We start from the raw sequence: 22,509 nt of genomic DNA, 5'->3' as shown, positions 1-22,509 counted from the left end.
CATGAAATAAACATGATAAAATCCGTAGTACAAAAGCTCGCTGTTTATGATGAATATCGCTGCTGTCACCTAGAAGATGAGTGTTTACGATGTCAAAGAAACAACCTAACCGACTTGCTAAACTGATTGATCATCAAGCTTTTGCCGGTAGCGCACTACCACAAACTCTTGCTGACAATATGCGTTTATATCTACAAGCAACGACCGAGGTAAAAGAGCTTTTGGTAGATTGTCTACCTGAGGAAATCCTCAATAACTGCTGGGTCGTGGGCTTAACCGCTGAGCAACTTATACTCAGTGTGGGCTCGATAACCGCTGCCAATCATATTCGCTATTTACAGAACGCCTATTTGCAGGTATTAACAGAGCAGTCGATTACATTTAAACAACTCAAGCAAATTCGCGTCGTCGTAGCCAATATTCCCGCTCATAATAATTATTCTAAATCATCAAAAGCGTTATCAGCGACCTCATCAAAGCCTCGTAAAGCCCATGAAAATCAGGCCCTTAGCCAAAACACAAAGCGGACTATATCACAGGCTGCAGAGCATGTCACCACCGATAAAAATCTTAAAAATGCACTTTTGCGCTTAATTAATTCCTAAAAAAGTACGGTTTGCTATGTAAAGTTATGTAAACTAGACCCATATTCGACCCGGATAAAGCTGCGTTTTTGTAATCTTACAAACAAAAAAAATCATCTGTCAGTGTGATTCATAATGTGAACCGTACTGACAGATGATTTTTTTATCTCCTACAGCTTTTATTCTATCGAAGTTGTAGCTCATTTTTTCAAAAATAGATGAGAAAATATCTATTTAAATGAATATTATTTAGTACTGCTTATAACCAAGTTATGTAATATTGCGTAAATGTTTCGATACTTCGTGTATATTCGTGTATTTATCCTTCGACTGTTATACGATTCAAAGGTAAATATTCGATAGGACAACTTACATTGTCATCAAAAGTTACAATTTCAAAGTTACTAGGATCGGATAATATCTCGCGTACCAACATGTTGTTTAATGCATGACCAGATTTATAAGCATTAAAACGGCCTAAAATAGGATAGCCAATGAGGTATAAATCGCCTAAAGCATCGAGAATTTTATGACGCACGAATTCATCATTAAAACGTAGCCCCTCTTCATTAAGAATATTGGCATCATCAATAACAATCGCATTGTCCATACTGCCACCTAACGCCAAGTTATTTTGGCGTAGAGCCTCGATATCTCGTAAAAAACCAAAAGTACGCGCTGAGCTTAATTGTTCAATAAAATTTTGCGTCGAGAACTGCAATTGTGCATGCTGAAAATCTTTATTAATAGCAGGATGGTCAAAATCAATCTCGAAATTTAACTCAAAGCCGTCATAAGGACGCAGCTCTGCCCATTTGTCGTCAACTTTGACGCGGACAGGACGTACAATTTTAATAAAGCGCTTTGCTGCTTCTTGTTCACAGAAACCTGCTTGCAGCAGCAAACCTACAAATGGCGCGGCGCTACCGTCCATAATCGGTATCTCCGACGCTGACACGCGAATTAATAGATTATCAACCCCAAGCCCTGCTATCGCACTGAGCAGATGCTCAACGGTACCCACACGCGTGCCACCAAATACTAGATTCGATGACATCATGGTATCTTGTACCAAAAAGGCACTGGCAGGAATCGGTTCGCTACCTGCTATATCAGAACGCTCAAAAATAATGCCAGTATTAATAGGCTGCGGATGAAACTCTAAGTCAACAGGTTGACCACTATGAAGACCAGTACCTGTAACGGCTATTGCTGTTTTTATGGTTCGTTGGTTCATGGCTGTCTTCTCACATATTTTGTTACAATTGCCATAGTGTAGCATTACCCGACCCTATTTCGCTAGCGCTAAAAAGCGTTAATTTGCTTATCTCTTTGATTGATAACACTTATCGTCATTATTTTAACGTTTATTTTTATAACGTAACAAATGCTCAATCTTAGCTAAATTATGACTAAAGCCTATTTATTAACCATCAACCTTATATTTTTTTATTTTTTTAAAAAACAAAAAAGCCAGTATCGAAATACTGGCTTTTTTATCCAAACTATCTAACGATTGCTTTGTTAAAGACTATTTATTCTGTTGACGCTTAAGGTAGTCTTGAATGCTGTTGGTTTTAGTTTTAGGCTGTTCTTGCGTCACATTTGCGCGTACGGGGCTTTCTTGATACTGCGCTTGGGCTTGCTTTTGGCTGTTTAGCGCACTGGTATGCAAGTTCGGATCAACAGGCTGGGTACTATTAACAGAAGGTACTGGCTGCTCCACGACTTCAGGCTCTTGACCCGCATTTTCATCTAAGGTCAGACCCGTTGCGATAACCGTCACATGCAAATCATCACCCATTTTTTCATCAATAACAGAGCCGTAGAAAATATGGGCATCGTCGATATCGGTGATTTCTTCAACGATAACACTGATTTTGCTCATCTCATCGAGTGATAATGACTCAGATGAAATAACGTTAACGAGTAAGCCTTTGGCATTCTCTAAACGTAAATCATCAAGTAACGGCGATCTAATGGCTTTTTCGGTTGCTTGACGCGCACGATCATCGCCACTAGCACGTCCAATCCCCATCATAGCATGACCTTTAGCAGTCATTGCGGTGCGAATGTCATTAAAGTCAATGTTAATCATACCTTCGCTAGCGATGGTTTCTGCAATACCTTGTACCGCATGCAATAAAACGTCATCGGCCTTTTTGAAAGCATCCTGCATAGAGATGTTGCCGTAGACGCTCATAAGCTTATCATTAGGAATCGTAATGATTGAGTCAACGAAATTGGTCAACTGCTCAATACCTGCTTTGGCAGCCTTAATACGCTTACCACCTTCAAACTTAAACGGCGTCGTCACAACCGCTACAGTCAAGACTTCCATTTCTTTGGCAATACGCGCAACCACTGGCGCCGCACCCGTACCTGTACCACCGCCCATACCTGCGGTAATGAACACCATATCTGAATGCTCGAGTAACGCACGGATGGCTTCTTCATCTGCTTCTGCCGCTTCACGGCCGACTTCTGGGTTTGCCCCTGCGCCAAGACCGCGGTTGGTTTTGGCACCAAGCTGCAATTTATGCGGCGCTGTAAGACGATCGAGCGCTTGTTTATCGGTATTGGCACAGACAAATGTTACACCTCTAATCCCTTGTTGTACCATATGCTCAACCGCATTACCGCCGCCGCCGCCCACACCGAATACAGTGAAGCTTGCCTGGCCGTTACTTTGAAGCTGATTATCATCTGGCATGGTGTATTTTGACATAAAAAGATTTCTCCAGTTGCAGATAGCGTGATGGTCGATACGTAGTAACACACTCATAGGGCGCGCTATCGACTTACTATATATAAACGTATTTAATTAAAACAGGGCAATGGCTTAAATAGTCATGCGTTGCCAATGTATGCCGTTATGGTACAGGGTGCTGCTATTAATCTGTTTGCTTATTATGCTGTGACTTACTCTTCTCTGCTTAACGCTTAACAGAAGCAAATTTGCCAGCAGAATTATAATATCTTTTTGAGTACACTGGCAAAACGTTGTCCGGCACTTTGAAAAACACCCTTCACGCGACTTTTTTGAATCGCTTCTGGCTCACTTTTTTCACTACGACGAAATTGCTCGCTCTGACTATATAGTAAGGTACCAAATGCGGTTTGATAAGCGCGATCATTGACCTGCATATTCAGCTGTTTGAACGATTCATCATTGTCAAAGTGATTATAAGCGCTAATCGCAGGATGGGTATTGGTCAATACTACTGGCATTTTTAGCAATTTTTTGGCAAAAGGTATCATGCCTTTAATAGAACTGCCGCCGCCTGAGAGTACCAACCCTTTATCAATATAGCCTAACAAGTCGGCGTCGTGTAATTGGCGTACCACTTCGGTAAATATTTGCTCATAGCGCGCTTCGATAATGCGCGCTAGATTATAAGTACCGATATTAATCTCGTCACCTGAGCCTTGCGGCTTAAAAAGAAAGAACGAGCTGGGATCGACGCTATTGACATCGACCGTGCCGTGCGTTTTTTTAAGGCGCTCAGCTTCTATCATTGAGATACCAACATCGGCTGAAATGTCCATCGTCACTTCATGGCTACCCGTGGCAATACAATGGGTAAAAATCAGCTTATTTTCTTTATAGACGCAAATACTGGTGGTACTGGCACCAATATCGACCAAACAAACCCCTTGCTGGCGCTCATCGGGCATCAAGCTATATTCTGCGCTGGTCACCGCATCAAAAACAATGTGGTCGATACCGACGTCACAGCTTTGCAAAAGTTTTTGAATATTCTGACGGCTAGAGACAGGCATCATCATCATATGATACATGACGGTGATATTGTGGGCGACCATGTCAATGGCATCGTCAACCATAAACTCTTGATTGTCGATATAAATACCTTGTTGGCAACAATGCATCAAATAATAATCAGGCGACAAATCTTGTGACTTAGCATTGGATAACGCTTGCACCATATCTTGGGCACGGACAACTTCGTCTTCTACTCTAACATCTCCGGCACTGTTTTTACTTAACAGCTCAGGAGTCGCTAAGGTCAGCCAAACGCTATGCACGCGGCAATTGGCAGTGTCTTCAGCTTCTTGAATCGCTTGTCTGATAGCGCCTTGTAAGCGTTCGCGATGCTTTATCTGACCTTGATAGAAGTCGTTATTTTTAACTTGCCCCACACCCATAATACGTATGTCTTTTGCAGACACAACATTACCAATAACGACATAGACTGCCGTGGCACTTAAATGGACAACAACCAGATTTTCAGTATTTTTCATGGTACCAGACAAATTATCGCTAAACAGGAGAGCAAATGATGTCTCCATTAAATCATTGAAAAATGCGTTATGATCACGCGGTCATATTATCAGTAAACTCTCTTTATCAAGAAGCAAACGGGTATTGGAAATCGATTGCTTTCTTAATTTATGGTGCTTTATTTTTATTGCTTAGTATGATTTTACGATGCTATTTTATGGCGGTGTTTCACCATCTTTTGGGGGCGCCAAATTCCATGCGATAGTAAATCCATTTTTATAACGAAGATCGACGGACTGCATTTCATCGCGGCGATTACTTAATTGATTACCAAGCAGTTGACTTAAATTCAACAGTTTTTGCGCAGTGTTTTCATTGTCAACGATAACACGTAAGCCATTATCAAAGCGAATCAGCCACGTCATTCTTGGCGATAAAATGATATCCTCAACTTGCATATCGAGCGGTGCATACCAGTCGTTAACTTGTTGCATCTGTTGCATAATAACTGGCGCTTGCGCTATATCGCCTTGCAGCGTCGCAAATTGCTCTTGCGTCAGCTCTCTACTATCAGCCGGCACAAAAACCGCGCCTTTCGCATCAACTAAACGCTCGGTACCAAAATTTGCCACGGCCTGTTTTGGTAGCGCTTTCACGACAATACCTTGTTGCCAGTCACGGCTGATACTGACTTGGTCAACCCAAGCAAGACCGGTAGAGATATCTCTGAGCGCCTGCAAATCAGAGGTAAAAAAACTGCTCACGCTCTGTTGGTTCATCACTTGTTGTAACGCACGATATTGCGCTACGGTCAGCCCTCTATCGTCGACATGAATAGCGGCAGGCGGTGCATCACGCAATGCTTTACCGCCCATGACCAATATCAGCACCAGCAAACCTAACACCAACACTGTGAAAAAATATCTGAGCATAGAGGGTATTTGCAAATTAGATTTAGGGCGCGAGGTGTTATCACTCATCAAGTCAGCGATGTCATTGACAGTTTGAGTCATAATACACGTCGTCCCTATTTTTGCTTAAACTATTTGCATAACGCCAATAGTGCTTATTATTAATGGTAAATCTGCTAATCGGTACAGCAATCGATGAAACTGCCATATTATCAATTTATTTGTCTAAAACGAGCGATAAAGCTCAGTTAGGCGCATTAAAACGTAACATTTTTCTTATTTAATGAATAACTTAAAGAAATTTGCATAAATAACCATAAATATCACTAATATAGACCAATAATTACAATATTAACGTATTTTACGTTTAAACAATAGCCTAACCCTTACTACTAACAACGAATTTACACAAGTTTACACGAAGCTGTGTTATAGCAGGGCTAGCGATACATTTGTCTGTATTAGACAGCGCTATTAATGATTAAATATATCGCTGATCAAATAGAACTTATGATCAAATAGAGCTTATATAGTCAATTTAAAAACCATTCACACAATTTTATATGTGGCTAAATGCCTAACTATAAAGTTTGCGCTAGAATATGCCAGCATAAAGCATCAAAATCCATACCGCGAGCTTTGGCAGCCATTGGCACTAAACTATGACTGGTCATACCCGGCACGGTATTAATCTCGAGTAGCCAAAAGTTGCCTGCTTCGTCTTGCATCGCATCAATACGTCCCCAGCCTTTAGCATCGACAGCACGGAATGCCGCCAAGCTCAAATCTTGCAAGTGCTTTTCATCCGCAGTACTTAGCCCACAAGGTATGTAGTAGCTGGTATCGTTACGATTGTATTTGGCTTCAAAATCATAGAAGTTGGTGATATCAGCAGGCTCAAGGCGAATAACCGGATAAGCTTCGTCATCGATAATAACAATGGTAAATTCGCGCCCAGTAATCCAGCGCTCAGCCATCACCGCGTCACCGCACTGCACCGCCGTTGCATAAGCGGCAGGCAATTCATCGAGGTTATTGACTTTGGTCATACCAATGCTTGAGCCTTCATGGACTGGTTTGATAATCAGCGGCAAGCCAAGCATATTCACCACTTGCTGCCAGTCGGTATCCGCGGTTAACAATGAAAATGGCGCGGTTGATAAGCCGCAGCCTTGCCAAAGCTGCTTGGTGCGGACTTTATCCATTCCAAGCGCTGATGCCAAAATACCTGAACCAGTTTGCGGAATATTAAACCATTGCAGCACGCCTTGTAGCAGACCGTCTTCGCCGCCGCGACCATGCAAGACATTAAAAACGCGATCAAACTTACGTAGCTCGGTAATATCTTGATCTTTTGGGTCAAAATGAGTGGCATCAACACCTTGGTTTTGTAGCGCTTTTAATACGGCAGCCCCACTGTCTAATGACACGCTGCGCTCGTTGCTACTGCCGCCACAAATGACGGCAACTTTACCAAACTGACTGGCGTCTTTGACTTTGCTGTTTGCGATGCTAGGAACGGCCTTATCGTTTTGCTCATGACTTGCAGCATTATCTTGCTGTGCTTGTGCCGCCGCTGCTAACGCCAGATCTGGATTGACAATCGTAGCTTTAGCGTCTGCATTGATACTTTTATCAATGTTGCTTTCATTTTTTTGCTGATTGTTTTCTTGTTTAATGTTTTCTTGGTTATTAATAGTCATGAGTCTTATTCCTAAAATTCTTTTGCGGCTTGTTTGATATATAGATTATTAGCGGCCAATTCGACTGCTATTTGTCCGACATTTCCTGCCCCTTGGGTGATTAGCATGTCATTGGCTTTGAGCAAACGCTGCATGACCGGGGCGATATTAGCTTTATCGATAATCGTTGGCTCAACGGCGCCGCGCAAACGGATACTGCGTGCCAAGGCTTTGGTATCAGCGCCCGCAATCGGAGTTTCACCAGCAGGATAAACGTCCAATAACAACAACTCATCAACGCTTGAAAGCACTTCGACAAAATCATCAAAGCAATCACGCGTACGGCTATAGCGGTGCGGCTGGAACATCATGACTAAGCGGCGCTCAGGGAAGCTTTGACGCGCCGCTTTTATAGTGGCATCGACTTCTCTTGGATGGTGACCATAATCATCAATCAGCAAGACGTTACCATCGTCTATCTCTACAGACGCTTGCTGCTCAAAGCGGCGACCGACACCGGCAAATTTTTGTAGGGCGCGGGTAATTGCTTCATCGTCGACGCCTTCGTCGGTTGCCATGGTAATAGCAGCCAGTGCATTATAAACGTTGTGTACACCGGGGATATTCAAAGTCAGACGTAATGGCTCGCGATCACGGCGTAGCACGGTAAAGTGAGTTTTTGTACCTTCGCTGACCAAATCAACCGCCTGTACATCGTTAAACGGCTCAAGCCCAAAGGTTAATACCGGACGCCCGATGTCATCAATCATAGCGTACAATTCAGGGTCGTCACCGCAGACCACCGCTAAACCATAAAACGGCATATTTTGTAAAAACTGGATATAAGCGGCTTTTAATTTATCAAAACTGTTGCCATAGGTTTCCATATGGTCTTGATCAATATTGGTGACAATCGCCGCCATCGGATGCAAAGTTAAAAACGACGCATCAGATTCATCGGCTTCGGCAATTAAATAACGGCTGCTACCAAGCGCGGCATTTTTACCAGAAGCATTTAATTTACCACCAATGACATAAGTCGGATCGAGCTTACCTTCTGCCATCATCGTCGTCAGCAGACTGGTGGTGGTGGTTTTACCATGCGCGCCCGCTACAGCGATACCATGACGATAGCGCATCAACTCGCCGAGCATATCTGCACGGCGTACCACAGGCAGACGCGCTTCAAGCGCTGCCTTTACTTCAGGGTTGCTACGGTCGATGGCAGATGAGACGACGATGACATCGGCATTGGCGATATTTTTGGAATCATGCCCAATCGCGATATCAATACCAATCTGTGCTAGGCGCTTCGTCACCAAGCTTTCAGCAATATCCGAACCACTGACTGTATAACCTTGATTGTTCATCACTTCAGCGATACCACACATCCCCGAGCCACCAATGCCAACAAAATGCAAATGCTGGATACGGCGCATTTCTGGTATTTCAATCAAACGTTTGGTTAAAGATTTAGCAGAGGTCGGCATAGGGTTTTCTCTTTATTGAAGACGAACAAATTTGGTTAATAATAAGTAATAAAAATAATAAACAAAACAATCAGTTTTTATAACGCTTGCCAGATAATATCGGCAACTCGCTGACAAGCTTGACGATTGGCAAGCGCATGGCCTTTTTCTGCCATTTCCAAACAAGCGCGTCTATCTAGCATATTGAGCTCATTACTCAGCTTGTTAGGAGTTAGCTCGCTTTGTGGCAACAAAATCCCTGCTTGGTGCTCGGTCAAGGTGCGCGCATTGGCGGTCTGATGATCATCAACGGCGCTTGGTAGCGGGACAAATATTGCCGCTATCCCAACATTTTGAATTTCCGTCACCGTCAATGCCCCCGCTCGACAAACCACGATATCAGCCCAATTATACGCCGCTGCCATATCATCGATGAATGGCTGCACAGTAAACTGATGAGCGCTTAACGCTTCACTATCATACGCCGCTTGCGTAGCGGTTTCATTATCGCGTCCACATTGATGACGCACCTCAAACGGACGGTCAAGCAAAGCCAATGCTTTTGGCAGCGTCTCATTTAACACTTGCGCGCCAAGCGAACCACCAACCACCAACAGTTTAAGCGGCGAGTTATCATTAACATCGTAACGCACACTAGGCTCGGCAACTCCGCTAATAGCATTGCGCACGGGATTTCCCACCGTTTCAATCTTGCTATCATGCTGGCTATTCGCAAAGGTATTCTCAAACGCTTGCATGACCTTGGTCGCCATCTTGGCCAAATAGCGATTGCTCATGCCTGCAATGGCATTTTGTTCATGGATAATTAGCGGCGTTTTGGTTAAGCGCGCCGCAATACCGCCGGGCGCGGTGACATATCCGCCAAAACCAACAACCACATCAATCTGATTGCCACGGATGACTTTGATCGCCGCCATCGTCGCTGACAACAAATTAACCGGTAACTTAAGCAAGCGCCCTACGCCTTTACCGCGCAGCCCTTGCATATCAATCGCATGAAAAGGATAGCCAGTCGGTGCAACCAAGCGATTTTCCATGCCATGTGGCGTACCCAGCCAGTGAATAACAGCGCCGCGCTTGGTCAATTCTTCGCTAACTGCTAGCGCTGGAAATACATGCCCGCCTGTCCCCGCAGCCATCATTAATATATGCGGTGTTTTCATGAACGTCTGCCTATCTTTTCTTTATGTATATGAAAGACTTATTATCTTTTGATTGCGCTATCTATCGAACCAAAACAGCCTTATAAAAGCCCGCATAGTATAGTGTAAATCGCTGCCGGATAGACAGCATTTTGTGCCGTATGAATAATAAAAATCCAAGCCGTGATTCATCGCGGCTTGGCTTTTATAAATTCACTTAACAGGTCAAAAAATCATTTTTCATGATTTTTTATCACTTTTTAAAAGTGCTATTAAGAGATACGGTCTATCATTATAGCTTAGCACACTGTTTTTTAAGTATTGTGCACATAGCTTAGTGATAAATTACTCTATCCTTACGGCGTTGCCTAAACTTATCGTTTAAAGGCTTTATTTAGACCAATACTTTAGAATAAATAGCTTAAACAGCCAGTTTTTTCTCGATAGCGACAATAAAGTCAGTTGCAATATCAGTACCGCATTGGTCATCAATCTCACGCACACAGGTTGGACTGGTGACGTTAATTTCAGTGATACGGCCACCGATTAAGTCTAAACCGACGAACATTAGCCCTTTTTCTTTGACAATCGGTGCCACTACCTCTGCTACTTGGCGCTCGATATCGGTGAGCGGCATCGCAACCCCACTACCACCGGCGGCAAGATTTCCGCGCGTCTCACCTTTTACCGGGATACGCGCCAAGCTATAATCGACCACTTCACCATCGACGATTAACACACGCTTATCACCTTGCTTAATCTCTGGCAAATAACGCTGCGCCATAATAGGTAGCGTCTCAAGTTCCGTTAAAATCTCCAGCGTCACGCCGATATTCGGACTGTCAGCGGTCAAACGGAAGATGCCCGTACCGCCCATACCATCTAATGGCTTAACGATAACGTCTTGCTGCTCAGCGATAAATTGACGAATATGCGCCTGTTTACTGGTCACAATCGTTGGGCTCATATAATCGCTAAACCACGTCGCAAACAGCTTCTCATTACAATCACGAATCGCTTGTGGGTCATTCACCACCAACACGCCTGCGGCTTTAGCATGATCAAGCATATAAGTGGCATAAATAAAGCGCATGTCAAACGGCGGATCTTTACGCATCAAAATCACATCATAGTCGCTGACTGGCGCTGTCGCTTTATCCCCTAACGCATAAAAATCCTCGGGGTCACGCTTGACTGTCACCGGCTGGCTATCGACCATCAATTGCCCACGGTCTAGCCATAAATCATGAATCTGACAGTAGCCAAGGCTGTGCCCACGGTCTTGCGCCGACCACATCATCGCCAGCGTGGTATCTTTTTTATAATTGACCAGCTCAATTGGATCCATAATGACCAGTATTTTTAACGATTTTTTTTGTTGTTCTTGGCTCATGATAAGGCTCACTTTCGTTATAGTATTAATTATTTAAGCAAACATCTCAAAGACATTGAGGACATAGCGTATGGCTCAAATGTCACTTAAACTTTATTTAAACATGACCTGAGTGCAGCCACATTTGCGATAAATTATACGCCGTACTGGGCGCGGTAATGCTGCATTTTTGCAAGCTGGGCAGCATCTTTATCTGTGCTACTTCCTGCTAAGTAGCTGATTAAATCGTCAATATCGACCAAGGCACGTACCGGCACGTCTAGGGTTTCTGCCAACTCTTGAATAGCAGAGCGCTCCGCTAAACCTTTTTCTTTACGGTCAAGCGCAACGATAATACCAGCCACCCTGGCGCCCGCTTGCTCCAAAATCTCAACCACTTCGCGCATTGCCGTACCAGCGGTAATCACATCATCAAGCACCCAGACGGCCTTGCCACTGACATCAGCGCCGACTAAATTACCACCTTCGCCATGGGTTTTGGCTTCTTTACGGTTATAGCCCCATTTAGCATTGATGCCATGGTGTAGCCATAACGCTTGTGCGGTTGCGGCGACAAAGGGTATGCCTTTATAAGCCGCTCCAAAAATGACCAGCTCTTGCTCATTTGTACCATTATCACTAGCTGCCATTTGTTCAGCCATCTTTTCCGCTAAGGCATCGGCATAACCACGGGCTAATAACGATAACATCTCACCTGACGCCAGCAAACCTGCATTAAAAAAGTATGGACTAATACGTCCAGACTTAAGCACAAACTCGCCAAATTTTAAGACCTGATTGTCTAAAGCCAATTGGATAAATTGATGCGATGAAAATGAGGCGTTTTGTGCATGTTGAGCGTTATTAAGCGTGGCGGCATTCAGCATAGGGTCTTCCTATCAGCAAAGAAAAATGAAAATTGAACAATCAAAAAGTTGTGCAAGGCATTATAGTCGCGTCGGCTTAACTTGACCAACCGTTGATATCATAATCTTGCATATTCGCATAACGCGTCAATAATCCGCAGCGCGATGAGATAGTAAAGTAGCATTGCCCATCGTGACTGACTTGTATGTCCCAGCCTAAATGATAGGCAGCAACGATAATATGCCCCGTAAATAAGCGCACTTGACGATAAGCATGGCGCTGTGCGGGCTCAAACACTATTTGACTGAGCAAATAACTACGCAGATGCTGACAAATTTGCGCCGCGCTGTAGCTGTGATTGATGGTTCTGCGCGTACCGCATTGCTTTAAAGCATGGACGGCGACACTACAAGCCATAATATCGGTCGCCAAACTGCCCGCGCCGCTGTCAAATTGCTGCGGCTGCAATACCACTTGCCAATCGTCAGCATAGACGCTATTAAGCAGCTCATCAGGATTATAACGTCTGGTCAATGCTCGTAGGGATTCTGTCTTTAAAGGCTTATTAATATTATTATCAATATTTATGCTATCGACACTCGCAAACCCATAACGTGTCAGCTTTGGGTATGCCTGTAGCGCGCGCTGAATATCTGCCATATCAAGCAACGTCATATCAGTCAATGGCGATAATAACGGCTGATCGCTATGATTGTGATAAAAACTCTCGGGCAACTCAATCAGCTTTGCCGCACTGAGCAGTGATAAATGCTCGGCCAATGCTTCTGAAGCCACTAGCGCCCATTTCGATAAGCGGTCCGTCTTAGGCTGATAAAAACGTGCCGAGCTGCCATATAAGCGGCGCAGCTGACCATTTAAGCGCCGCGCAGGCTCTGGAATATCAGTCAATGGCCGAGCAGGATCGAGTGGCAAACGCTTAGGATCAAAATTAGGATGGACAATCGCCGGCTGCTGACTATTTGCTAAATGAGCGGACTGCTCAGCATAACCTTCTGCAAATTGCTCCTCTGCCATAGAATCAGCACTGGATAAACCATCGTCAGAAGTAGAATGCTGAGTCATAGATGTTCCCTAGGCTTACCAATTTAAAAGATGTAAAAATAAAAGCAATCAAACAGTCATTTTACTTTTGATGTTGTTTTTGCTCTTGATGCTGCAAAATATCTCGATAACCTGCTTGCCAATCAGGATAGTCCAGCCACGCTAACGAAATATTGCTATGCAAACGTTTTCCCGTTACTTTCGTTTTTGAATTATCCATAGCAGGCGGCTTTGCATCTATTTGTTCACTTAACCAAGTGCTCAGCTCAAAAGTGGTGACTGGTGCATAATCAGTAGCGATATAAAGTGGTTTTGGCGTGCCTATGGTCATGACATTGGCAATAATAGTAACCAAATCACGATCCATAATGCGATTGCTCCAGTGCGCTGCTGCCACTGGCTCTTTTTGTTCCTCGCGGGCTTTACACAGCCGCATCAGGCGCTCGCGTCCATAAATACCACTCGGGCGAATGATAATCGCCTTATTACCGAAACCTTGTTGCAATACTTGTTCTGCTTGCAATATCACTTGCGAAGCTTCACGCTCTGGCGTTACAGGGGCGGTATTTTCATCAATCCATGCGCCATTATCCTGCCCATAGATACCCGTTGATGAGATAAAAACAACGCGCGTAAGGTTGGTTAGTTTATCCGCCAATGTTGCCAAATGCTGGCTGATGGCTAAGTAACTGTCATGATAACCGCTGGTCGAATAGTCATCAGGGGTGACGATAATCGCTATCGCAGTAAAGTCTTGCAGCTGCTCAGCGCTGAGCGTTAACGCATCGGCTTGCAAAAACTTAGCTGAATCATGGATATCATAATGATGACGCTCACGGCGTGCCAGCCCCATGACGTTTAGGCCGTCTTGAGCGAGCTTATTGGTGACGGGTAAGCCGATATCACCTTGACCAATAATTAGTAAATTTTGCGTACTCATCATTTATCCTTTGTTCGATAACTGCTTGTGAGGACTGTCTATTAAAACCTTTATTAATAAAACGGCTTTTCATAAAAGATGCTAAAAATAGCGTCTATACGACAGCTGTATGTCTTCTTTGGCATCGATACGATCTTGCCATTCGTAGTTGGCATTGATACGTAACGCTTGTTTTTTATCAATATCGTATTGCAGCCCTAACGTCGATATCGGCTGCCAATAATGCCCACGGGCATTAGACTCGTCGCTGCTGCCATGATACCAATATGGCAGTTGCAATTCAGCCTGCGCACGTAACTGATTGTTAATCTGATAACGGCAACCAGCATTGACGCCTGCGCCGACACGATAGCCTTTATTAATACCGCGGCCTGCTTGCGCCGTACCTGCCAAGAATGTATAGCATAGCTGCGGCGGCATCTCGCCTGTGCCCGCGCTAGGGGTGCCAAACGCCCATGACCAACCCGTCTCATAGCCCAAACTGCCGACTAAATGATCGCTACCCTCTTGCTGTGAGCCGTCATTTACGCGTGTCGCTTCGATACTTGCGCCCCAGGTTTTACCTTTTTTGGCAGAATTGACTGGATTGAACGAGCGACCGCGCACCAAGGTCACATTTTGCAAGACCACACTACTTGGATGATTGGCCTTATCATTATCGCTGTCATACAGACGCAAGGTTGCAGCCGCGCCTTCTAAATCAAAGAACTGCGGGAAACCTGACGGACGGTCAAGGGTATCGTGATAACCTGCGCGCACGCCTAAATCAATATAATTATTATCACCGCGCTGCCCTAGCCCGATAAATCCCAGTTGCAAGGGATGTCTGTCTATCGGATTGTTATCCGCTACTGTAATAAGCCGTGGGAGCAATGTCTGACCGTCAGCGGCTATGCTTGAGACAGCATTAGACTGAGCAGATTTAATCTCATTCAGCGTCTGCTTAGCACTATTATGATAGCCCAATTGCGCACGCTGCTCTTTAACCTTGTTTAACTGCGCTTGACGCAAGGTGCTATCGGCGGGCGTATAATTGGTGCTGGCAAGTAGATTTTCGCTATCGAGCAATTGCACGACATCTGAGGGAATAACCGCATAAGGCAGGCGGCTTAATAAATGCTGCTGCGGGCGTACTACATCAATCAAGCGTAAAATCTCAGACGCACAGTTATCAGTGGTAAAGTAATATGGCAACTTCAAATCCTTGATCTCCCAAACATGCAGCATAATTTGCTGCACTTCCGCTGGGGTCAAATCCAATTGATAGGTCCACGCATCGCGCTCATCTTCTTGCAGGTATTTCGCCAGCTTCTCCGGATATGGGTCAATTTCAATCAAATTGTCATAACCACCGCTCATCGATTTGATGGCATAGACCAAAAAGTTATCGCTTGAGTCGCCACCTACCGTATAATTTAACGCAACCGCATGATGAATTTGGCTTGGATCGGCAACGCTGGCTTTAGAGTCAATACGCAATAATGTATGAGCAAAGGCTGAAATAGGATTGTCTAAATATTCTTGTGCAAACATAATAGACAGCTGCTCAGGTGCCAGCTTTTGCATCCAGTCATTCAGCTCTGGACAGTCGGTTTGCAAGCCGCTTTTGTCGATATTGAGTGTATCAGTCAGCCATTGTACGCGCGCGGGAAAACGGCATAGTACTGAGCTTTGTACTGAATTTTGAGCGGTAGGATTAGAAAGCTTGCTATTAGCAGTCCTATTATCCGGAGTCGTAGCCATTTCGTCAGCAAGGGCAACGAGCAAGGCATCAAGCTCGGCCGCTGAATCATGCTGTCCATTTTTACTTAAGTAAAATGCATCATCATCAACGATACTGCTGTCTTTTTTCTTGCCGATTAGATTCCTTTGATCATCAAAGAAATATAATAACCGTCGCCATGTTATATGTTGGGCAAGATTTTTTACTTGTGCGTGCGCGCGCCATGATGCTAATAGCTGCTCTGTATCGGCGTTATTAATATTTTTAGTATGAGATGTAGAAGAAGCTACCTCTATCTTTGGGCTGTGACTTTCTTCGATGATATTATTTGTTTCGGCATTTGCTTTGGCAACAATGGGCTTCGTATAAGTCGATAATATTGGCTCAGCATTTTGTGATGTAGTGACCAAGTTGCTATCAATAGTTTCATTGGCATCCAGCGCCAACTCCCCTGTCGTCACAAGAGACGCGGGCGTTGGCAAAAACGCCTGTGCTTGCGAGGTCAGTAGCAGTCCAGCTATGGTAAGCGGCAAATGCGCTCGCCTGCCAATGTTTGTTGGCGTGTTTGTTGGCGTACAATCTAGCGCCAAAAGGTTCGAATATTTTGAATATATGGACATGAGTAACATCTCGCACTGTAGGGGTCAGACGCGTAACGCGTTAGAATTCTATCGAATTATTAGAGTGATATGATGTATCACTGTCTTAAAACATTTTAAACAACTTTTTTTAAAGGTTATTTTTAGTTAAATGCGCCATTTATTGATAATAAAATATAACTAATAGTATTTACTGCGCACTTATTATCACATTATAGAAGAGAGTATTATGTCCATAGCATCGCCAATGACTATCCATGCCGGTCGATTATCCGCTGCGACTTGGCTTGCCTCGCCCAACTTTAATAAACGTCCTGAAAATATCGCGATTGATGCTATCGTTATTCACAATATTAGCTTGCCGCCCAATGAGTTTGGCGCTTGTGATGCTGACGGTCTACATTATGTCAAAGCCTTGTTTACCAATCAATTAGACTGGGAGGCGCATCCATATTTTCAAACTATTAAAGGTGCAGAAGTCTCAGCACATTTATTTATAGAGCGAGATGGCGCGATTACCCAGTTTGTCGATTTTAACGAACGCGCGTGGCATGCTGGGCGCTCCAGCTACTTGGGTCGCCCTGAATGTAATGATTATAGCATTGGCATTGAGCTTGAAGGCTCAGATTTTGTGTCCTTTAGCGCGGCTCAATACGAAACACTTGCCAAAGTTATCGTCGCTATCTATGACGCTTATCCAAAAACTCGTAGGCATCTTACTGGTCATAGTGATATCGCGCCCGGTCGCAAAACTGACCCCGGTGATTATTTTGAATGGACAAAGTTGCGAGAGATGGTTACCCGCCATATTGCAAGTCAGTCATCACTTTACAACCAAGATTGAGTAAACACTCTTATTAAAATTTCTGTAAACGACAGATGTTATTCCACATTCAATCCATTTATCAGGACAATGAAAGTGCTATAATCCGTCAGTTTTTCAACAATGCTACATTAGCAAACAACCATCAGCAAACAAATTAGCAAAATAGGTTCTCATGGCAAAAAGTCGGTTATTTCGTTCAACCATGGTGGTCAGTAGTATGACCATGCTGTCGCGTATCTTAGGTTTGGTGCGTGATGTCGTCTTGTTAGGCGTCTTTGGCGCCGGCGGTCTGATGGACGCCTTTTTGGTCGCCTTTAAGATTCCCAACTTTTTACGCCGCCTATTTGCCGAAGGGGCCTTTAGCCAAGCGTTTGTTCCTGTACTGTCTGAATATAAAGAAAAATATAGTTTAGAGCAGGTACAGATTTTAGTCAGTCGCACGTCAGGGGCGCTATTGCTAGTATTATCAATGCTGACGGTCGTGGTGATATTAATCGCCCCTTGGGTAGTGACCTTATTTGCCCCAGGCTTTGCTGATCAGCCCGATAAATTTGCTATCACTGCTGAATTGCTGCGCCTAACCTTCCCTTATTTATTGTTTATTTCTATGACCGCTTTTGCCAGCGGTATTTTACAAAGCTACGGGCGTTTTGCCGCGCCCGCCTTTGCGCCTGTTTTGCTAAATCTATGTATGATTGGTGGTGCTCTAGTGTTTGCGCCGATGTTTGATGTGCCTATTATGGCGCTGGGTTATTCCGTCGCTATCGCAGGTTTATTGCAGTTATTGATACAACTACCACAGCTCTCGCAACAAAAACTACTGGTCGCCCCAAAAATAGACTTTCAACACGAAGGCGTGCGCCGTATTTTGAAATTGATGCTGCCGGCTATTTTTGGCGTTTCTGTCACCCAGATTAATTTGCTGCTCAACACCGTATTTGCCTCATTAATGATTGGCGGTTCGGTTTCTTGGTTATATGCTGCTGAGCGTATGAGCGAGTTGCCACTTGGCTTAATTGGGGTGGCAATCGGTACGGTTATTTTACCAAGTCTATCGAAAAGTGAAGCGCAAAAAGACGACGTCAGCTTCAAAAAGACCATCGACTGGGCAGCGCGCTTAATTATTTTGGTCGGCGTACCGGCATCGGCAGCACTGTTTATACTCTCTGACGTACTCATGCAAGCGCTGTTTTTACGTGGCGAATTTACCCTACGCGATGCACAAATGAGCTCACTGGCGCTAAAAAGCATGGCAGGCGGCATCTTAGGTTTTATGTTAATTAAAATCTTCGCGCCCGCCTTTTTTGCCCGTCAAGACACCAGAACGCCAGTCAGAATCGGTATTATCTCCGTCTTTGCCAATATGATTTTTAGTGTGATTTTTATCGGTATCTTTTATTTCTTAGATATGCCGCTACATGGTGGTTTGGCATTGGCAACGACGGGTGCGGCATTTGTGAACGCAGGCTTGTTATATTACTTCTTGCATAAGCGCGAGATTTTCCGCTTTGGCAGTCATTGGAAAAAGCTGTTTGGCCAGTTTGGGCTTTCTACCGCCTCTATGGTTGCGGTGCTTTATGTCATGCTGCCCTATTTCCCAACCAATGATGCGCAGTGGAAACGTATCGTTGCGCTGCTGATTATGTGCGTCGTTGGTGCGGTGGTTTATGGCGTCGTGCTACTAGCAACAGGTTTCCGGCCGCGCCAGCTAAAGCATGGTTAAGCACTTATTATTAAGCATTTATTGTTAAGCCCTGAGTAGGGCTGTAACTTACCAAACCAAAACAAGCTAGGTATGAGAATTGACAGTGAATGCGGCTGATAGTTGCCATAATTACTACTAAATACATAATTTTGGGGACTAACATGACGATTAAATCATCAGCTTCACAGACAGCTTTATCAACAACCTTGTCACGCTTACCAAGCCTACTGACTGTTGGCATCTTGTCTACTGGACTACTTTTAAGTGGTTGTAGCAATAATGATAAGGGCGACACTGAGACTGCTGTCAATAATAATGAAGACACTACAGCAATCGCTGAAACATCTAATGACACTGTGACTGACGAAGCAAAATCAGTGGGTACGGATAATATGAGTGAAGATGCGCAAGTAACAGATAGCACTCAAGATAAAACCATCATCACGAGCGATACTATCAATCCAGTGGCCTCAGTGAACGATGACGCTAAGCAAAAAAGCTTGGTGACCAATCCAACTCAAAATGGCACGCCAGAAGATACGGTTAAAAAAGCGTTAGACAGTTTGTATTATGGCGACGCCAAACAAGCTGCAACGTATTATAAAGTTGATATGACAAACTTTGAGGAAGAGCTTGCCAAAACGCAATCCGCGTTTCAGCAAACCGTTGATGGGGTGACTTTTACTGATACTAAATACAACGATGATAAAACCCGTGCCACCATCATGGGTGAGATTATGTTAAGAGGTCAAAGTAAGCCTGCGCCATTGACTTATGAGCTACAAAAAATCGACGGCAAATGGAAGATTTTAGGATAAGGCATCTAGCTGCCATTCTCTAACCTTGCTTCATTTGGCGTTATTACTGGTCATTACTATTTTTATTAGTCATCGCTATCTTCATTGATCATTACTATCGGCAATGACCGCTTTACCAAGCATCACGACATCGGCGATAAATCCCTGCATATCGCAAACCTTTGGCATATAGCCCCACTGCTCAAAGCCAAGTTTACGGAACAATCCTAAGCTTGGCTGATTATGGGCAAAGATAAGCGCAACCACGTTATGGATACCTAAGCTCGGCGCTTGCGTCAGCATCCAGCGGGTCAATAAGCTGCCCAATCCTTGACCATGATGCTCTTGATGCAAGTAGATACTAATCTCCGTGCTGATATGATAAGCGGGCCGTGTATACAAATCGCTAAAGCTACCCCAAGCGACGATTGGCAAAACCATTTTTTCGACACTCATATCTGCATCTTCAAGCACAGCTCTAACAATATAAATCGGCCGCGTGTCACTATTTAGATGTTCATCAAACCAATCTTGCCGCTCTGCGCAAGTCACGGGTGTGAGATTGGCGGTTGCTTGCTTGCCGGCGATACTTTGGTTATAAATGGCTAAAATTGCGGGTAAGTCGTCTTGAATGGCACGCTGCACTATAAAGCGCTCGTTAAGTTTATAGACGGATGATGTAGGCTGTATAGAGTCATAGCCATTATCATAATCCGTCGTAGAGATAGCAGCAGGCATAGCGTTTCCATCATGAATATTCATAGATAATAATAAAAATAGGGATAAGTGATTAATAGACGTTTAGCTGTTAGCATGGTTGTTTGATTAACAACAGACTATAGGATGTTAGTAGGGCTATTTTACTTTATAATGGCTGCTTTTAAACACATCTGTTTTAAAAGTTTGTTTTAATCGCAGTGTGTTTTTCATTTTTTATTGGTCTTATCTATCATAGCTGACATTTATGAACACCTATTTTCTTGAGCAACTGATGGCGTCGCCAAACGCTTTACCGGCCAATACTATCCCAGTAGCGTTGCCGCCCTGCGTACTGACTATCGGTAACTTTGATGGCGTCCATTTAGGTCATCAAGCGATGCTGTCGCAAGTGCGTGAGCTTGCCAAAGCGCAAAATCTTGGCTCAGCTGTCATGATATTTGAGCCACAGCCGCGTGAGTTCTTTGCGCCAGCGACCGCGCCTGCTCGCCTCACCAACCTTGCCGAAAAGCAAGCTTTACTGGCAGAATACGGCATCGAGACACTAATTGTCGCCAGCTTCGATAGCGATTTTCGCTCCCTATCAGCGCAGGCATTCGCCGATATTTTGGCACTGCGCTTAAACGTCCAAGCTTTGGTATTGGGTGATGACTTTAAATTTGGTCATGACCGTACTGGTGACAGTCAGTTTCTACGCGATTATGGCTTAGATGTGACCAATCTGCACACCGTTATCGACGATAAAGGTAAAGGCGCGCGCATTAGCTCGACGCGTATCCGAGACTTATTGATGGCTGGCGATATTGACGCAGCTAACGCCCTACTGGGACGCGACTATGCGATGACAGGCGTCGTCATTGGTGGTGATAAAATCGGTCGTACCATGGACTTCCCCACTGCCAATGTCGATTTAAAACGCATCAAACCTGCCTTACATGGTATTTTTGCTGTCGATGTTGTTAGTCTCGATGACAATGGCAATGTCATACCAAATGGTCTAACCGCACTCACTGATAATGAAAATCCAGGGGTGAAAGGTCTACGTCCGCATAGCTTATTTGGTACTGCCAATCTTGGTATCAGACCGTCGGTAGATAAAGAACATGATTGGCGCTTAGAAGTACACTTTCCTAAGCTGCAAGCAGACTTATACGGCTTAACCTTGCAGGTACGCTTTTTGCATTATTTGCATGGTGAGCGCCATTATGAAAGTTTAGAGGCGTTAAAAGCAGGCATTCATAATGACGTGATTGATTTACTCGAATGGCGTGCCCAGCAGCCTGATTAAATAGATAGCTATCATTATCAGACCGATAATAAAAAACCCACAGCGTTCATAACGTTTGTGGGTTTTATTTACGGTACTACTTTTTATGTCTATACTTTATTGTTTTTAGGCGTCAGGGTGCAGACGTACATTTAATTCGTCAATAGTCTCTACCCAAGCGGCATCCTTAAACCATTCTTCTTTTAAAAAAGCGCGTTGATTGTCGTTCCAAATATGCGCATCGGTGAGCTCTTCTTCTTTGGCTAATTGATTCTTTTCAATAAATGCATCTATTGCTTCGTCCGAGCTATCCAGCCCTAATTGCGCAAAAAGTTCATTCATACTATATTCAGGTTCACCCAACATACCTTTTCTCCTTAAATGATACAGATTTAATTGTGTTTATTGTTTGGATTTACCACTTTATTGTAGCAAGCTTTATTTGAATAGCTGTAAATCAACGTTTAGCTAACGTTATCAATTGTATTGTCTATTATTTAAGCCACAAAAAAGCCCTCTAATAAGAGTAATGCCAGTCAGTTAACGCTGACTGGTATTTTTTTTGGGATATTTTTGTGGTTT

General features: G+C 44.0%; 19 protein-coding genes. 5 read left to right on the top strand and 14 right to left on the bottom strand.

All coding sequences use genetic code 11. The annotated features are described in order from the left end of the window. Positions 1-89: 89 nt before the first annotated feature. On the top strand, positions 90-605 hold the full coding sequence (locus JFC07_RS08655) for a hypothetical protein (protein ID WP_068403795.1): 516 nt from the start codon (positions 90-92) through the stop codon (positions 603-605). 298 nt (positions 606-903) lie between these two features. On the opposite strand, the gene lpxC is transcribed toward JFC07_RS08655, so the two are convergent. The 12 genes from lpxC to JFC07_RS08595 form a co-directional block, all read right to left on the bottom strand. After that, complete coding sequence (lpxC, locus tag JFC07_RS08650; RefSeq protein ID WP_068403793.1) at positions 904-1,821, bottom strand: UDP-3-O-acyl-N-acetylglucosamine deacetylase; 918 nt, start codon at positions 1,819-1,821, stop codon at positions 904-906. 294 nt (positions 1,822-2,115) lie between these two features. Continuing rightward, on the bottom strand, positions 2,116-3,312 hold the full coding sequence (gene ftsZ / locus JFC07_RS08645) for a cell division protein FtsZ (protein ID WP_068403791.1): 1,197 nt from the start codon (positions 3,310-3,312) through the stop codon (positions 2,116-2,118). Between the two features lie 242 nt (positions 3,313-3,554). Continuing rightward, entirely contained in the window at positions 3,555-4,847 is a 1,293-nt protein-coding gene (gene ftsA / locus JFC07_RS08640) for a cell division protein FtsA (RefSeq protein WP_197488851.1), read from the bottom strand. 195 nt (positions 4,848-5,042) lie between these two features. Beyond that, positions 5,043-5,840, bottom strand: a complete 798-nt coding sequence (locus JFC07_RS08635; protein ID WP_068403787.1) for a cell division protein FtsQ/DivIB — start codon at positions 5,838-5,840, stop codon at positions 5,043-5,045. A gap of 479 nt (positions 5,841-6,319) precedes the next feature. Continuing rightward, complete coding sequence (locus JFC07_RS08630; RefSeq protein WP_227514909.1) at positions 6,320-7,441, bottom strand: D-alanine--D-alanine ligase; 1,122 nt, start codon at positions 7,439-7,441, stop codon at positions 6,320-6,322. Positions 7,442-7,452: 11 nt separating this feature from the next. Continuing rightward, positions 7,453-8,910 carry a UDP-N-acetylmuramate--L-alanine ligase gene (murC, locus tag JFC07_RS08625; RefSeq protein WP_068403785.1) on the bottom strand — a complete coding sequence of 486 codons (1,458 nt, stop codon included), beginning with the start codon at positions 8,908-8,910 and terminating at the stop codon, positions 7,453-7,455. 77 nt (positions 8,911-8,987) lie between these two features. Then, positions 8,988-10,073 carry an undecaprenyldiphospho-muramoylpentapeptide beta-N-acetylglucosaminyltransferase gene (gene murG / locus JFC07_RS08620; RefSeq protein ID WP_068403783.1) on the bottom strand — a complete coding sequence of 362 codons (1,086 nt, stop codon included), beginning with the start codon at positions 10,071-10,073 and terminating at the stop codon, positions 8,988-8,990. A 400-nt stretch (positions 10,074-10,473) separates the two neighbouring features. Then, complete coding sequence (gene gshB / locus JFC07_RS08615; protein WP_068403781.1) at positions 10,474-11,445, bottom strand: glutathione synthase; 972 nt, start codon at positions 11,443-11,445, stop codon at positions 10,474-10,476. 134 nt (positions 11,446-11,579) lie between these two features. Beyond that, on the bottom strand, positions 11,580-12,311 hold the full coding sequence (pyrE, locus tag JFC07_RS08610) for an orotate phosphoribosyltransferase (RefSeq protein WP_068403780.1): 732 nt from the start codon (positions 12,309-12,311) through the stop codon (positions 11,580-11,582). A 76-nt stretch (positions 12,312-12,387) separates the two neighbouring features. Next, positions 12,388-13,374 carry a hypothetical protein gene (locus JFC07_RS08605; protein ID WP_068403778.1) on the bottom strand — a complete coding sequence of 329 codons (987 nt, stop codon included), beginning with the start codon at positions 13,372-13,374 and terminating at the stop codon, positions 12,388-12,390. 61 nt (positions 13,375-13,435) lie between these two features. After that, entirely contained in the window at positions 13,436-14,293 is an 858-nt protein-coding gene (locus tag JFC07_RS08600; protein ID WP_068403776.1) for an NAD-dependent epimerase/dehydratase family protein, read from the bottom strand. Positions 14,294-14,374: 81 nt separating this feature from the next. Further along, a complete protein-coding gene (locus tag JFC07_RS08595; protein WP_227514908.1) occupies positions 14,375-16,636 on the bottom strand; it encodes an Lnb N-terminal periplasmic domain-containing protein in 2,262 nt (753 codons plus the stop codon). A 208-nt stretch (positions 16,637-16,844) separates the two neighbouring features. Between JFC07_RS08595 and ampD the strand changes: the two genes are divergently transcribed. The 3 genes from ampD (at position 16,845) to JFC07_RS08580 (ending at position 19,964) form a co-directional block, all read left to right on the top strand. Further along, the gene (gene ampD, locus JFC07_RS08590; protein ID WP_068403774.1) at positions 16,845-17,459 is read left to right on the top strand and encodes a 1,6-anhydro-N-acetylmuramyl-L-alanine amidase AmpD; all 615 of its coding nucleotides are present in this window, start codon (positions 16,845-16,847) and stop codon (positions 17,457-17,459) included. A 154-nt stretch (positions 17,460-17,613) separates the two neighbouring features. Then, positions 17,614-19,164 carry a murein biosynthesis integral membrane protein MurJ gene (murJ, locus tag JFC07_RS08585; protein WP_068403772.1) on the top strand — a complete coding sequence of 517 codons (1,551 nt, stop codon included), beginning with the start codon at positions 17,614-17,616 and terminating at the stop codon, positions 19,162-19,164. Positions 19,165-19,307: 143 nt separating this feature from the next. After that, a complete protein-coding gene (locus tag JFC07_RS08580; protein WP_068403771.1) occupies positions 19,308-19,964 on the top strand; it encodes a hypothetical protein in 657 nt (218 codons plus the stop codon). Positions 19,965-20,045: 81 nt separating this feature from the next. On the opposite strand, the gene JFC07_RS08575 is transcribed toward JFC07_RS08580, so the two are convergent. After that, positions 20,046-20,681, bottom strand: a complete 636-nt coding sequence (locus tag JFC07_RS08575) for a GNAT family N-acetyltransferase (protein WP_082894233.1) — start codon at positions 20,679-20,681, stop codon at positions 20,046-20,048. A gap of 253 nt (positions 20,682-20,934) precedes the next feature. Between JFC07_RS08575 and ribF the strand changes: the two genes are divergently transcribed. Next, entirely contained in the window at positions 20,935-21,948 is a 1,014-nt protein-coding gene (ribF, locus tag JFC07_RS08570; RefSeq protein WP_068403847.1) for a riboflavin biosynthesis protein RibF, read from the top strand. A gap of 105 nt (positions 21,949-22,053) precedes the next feature. On the opposite strand, the gene JFC07_RS08565 is transcribed toward ribF, so the two are convergent. Next, on the bottom strand, positions 22,054-22,293 hold the full coding sequence (locus tag JFC07_RS08565) for a DUF2789 domain-containing protein (RefSeq protein ID WP_068403769.1): 240 nt from the start codon (positions 22,291-22,293) through the stop codon (positions 22,054-22,056). Positions 22,294-22,509 lie beyond the last annotated feature (216 nt).

This window comes from Psychrobacter faecalis, from assembly GCF_016107575.1.
Taxonomy (GTDB): domain Bacteria; phylum Pseudomonadota; class Gammaproteobacteria; order Pseudomonadales; family Moraxellaceae; genus Psychrobacter; species Psychrobacter faecalis.
The sequence above is the reverse complement of the archived record's forward strand: the minus strand, read 5'-3'. Positions and strand labels throughout refer to the sequence as shown.

Bases quoted from the DNA above. Each gene is read 5' to 3' on its own strand.
- JFC07_RS08655 (WP_068403795.1), top strand. From the start codon at position 90: ATGTCAAAGAAACAACCTAACCGACTTGCTAAACTGATTGATCATCAA.
- lpxC (WP_068403793.1), bottom strand. From the start codon at position 1,821: ATGAACCAACGAACCATAAAAACAGCAATAGCCGTTACAGGTACTGGT.
- ftsZ (WP_068403791.1), bottom strand. From the start codon at position 3,312: ATGTCAAAATACACCATGCCAGATGATAATCAGCTTCAAAGTAACGGC.
- ftsA (WP_197488851.1), bottom strand. From the start codon at position 4,847: ATGAAAAATACTGAAAATCTGGTTGTTGTCCATTTAAGTGCCACGGCA.
- JFC07_RS08635 (WP_068403787.1), bottom strand. From the start codon at position 5,840: ATGACTCAAACTGTCAATGACATCGCTGACTTGATGAGTGATAACACC.
- JFC07_RS08630 (WP_227514909.1), bottom strand. From the start codon at position 7,441: ATGACTATTAATAACCAAGAAAACATTAAACAAGAAAACAATCAGCAA.
- murC (WP_068403785.1), bottom strand. From the start codon at position 8,910: ATGCCGACCTCTGCTAAATCTTTAACCAAACGTTTGATTGAAATACCA.
- murG (WP_068403783.1), bottom strand. From the start codon at position 10,073: ATGAAAACACCGCATATATTAATGATGGCTGCGGGGACAGGCGGGCAT.
- gshB (WP_068403781.1), bottom strand. From the start codon at position 11,445: ATGAGCCAAGAACAACAAAAAAAATCGTTAAAAATACTGGTCATTATG.
- pyrE (WP_068403780.1), bottom strand. From the start codon at position 12,311: ATGCTGAATGCCGCCACGCTTAATAACGCTCAACATGCACAAAACGCC.
- JFC07_RS08605 (WP_068403778.1), bottom strand. From the start codon at position 13,374: ATGACTCAGCATTCTACTTCTGACGATGGTTTATCCAGTGCTGATTCT.
- JFC07_RS08600 (WP_068403776.1), bottom strand. From the start codon at position 14,293: ATGAGTACGCAAAATTTACTAATTATTGGTCAAGGTGATATCGGCTTA.
- JFC07_RS08595 (WP_227514908.1), bottom strand. From the start codon at position 16,636: ATGTCCATATATTCAAAATATTCGAACCTTTTGGCGCTAGATTGTACG.
- ampD (WP_068403774.1), top strand. From the start codon at position 16,845: ATGTCCATAGCATCGCCAATGACTATCCATGCCGGTCGATTATCCGCT.
- murJ (WP_068403772.1), top strand. From the start codon at position 17,614: ATGGCAAAAAGTCGGTTATTTCGTTCAACCATGGTGGTCAGTAGTATG.
- JFC07_RS08580 (WP_068403771.1), top strand. From the start codon at position 19,308: ATGACGATTAAATCATCAGCTTCACAGACAGCTTTATCAACAACCTTG.
- JFC07_RS08575 (WP_082894233.1), bottom strand. From the start codon at position 20,681: ATGCCTGCTGCTATCTCTACGACGGATTATGATAATGGCTATGACTCT.
- ribF (WP_068403847.1), top strand. From the start codon at position 20,935: ATGGCGTCGCCAAACGCTTTACCGGCCAATACTATCCCAGTAGCGTTG.
- JFC07_RS08565 (WP_068403769.1), bottom strand. From the start codon at position 22,293: ATGTTGGGTGAACCTGAATATAGTATGAATGAACTTTTTGCGCAATTA.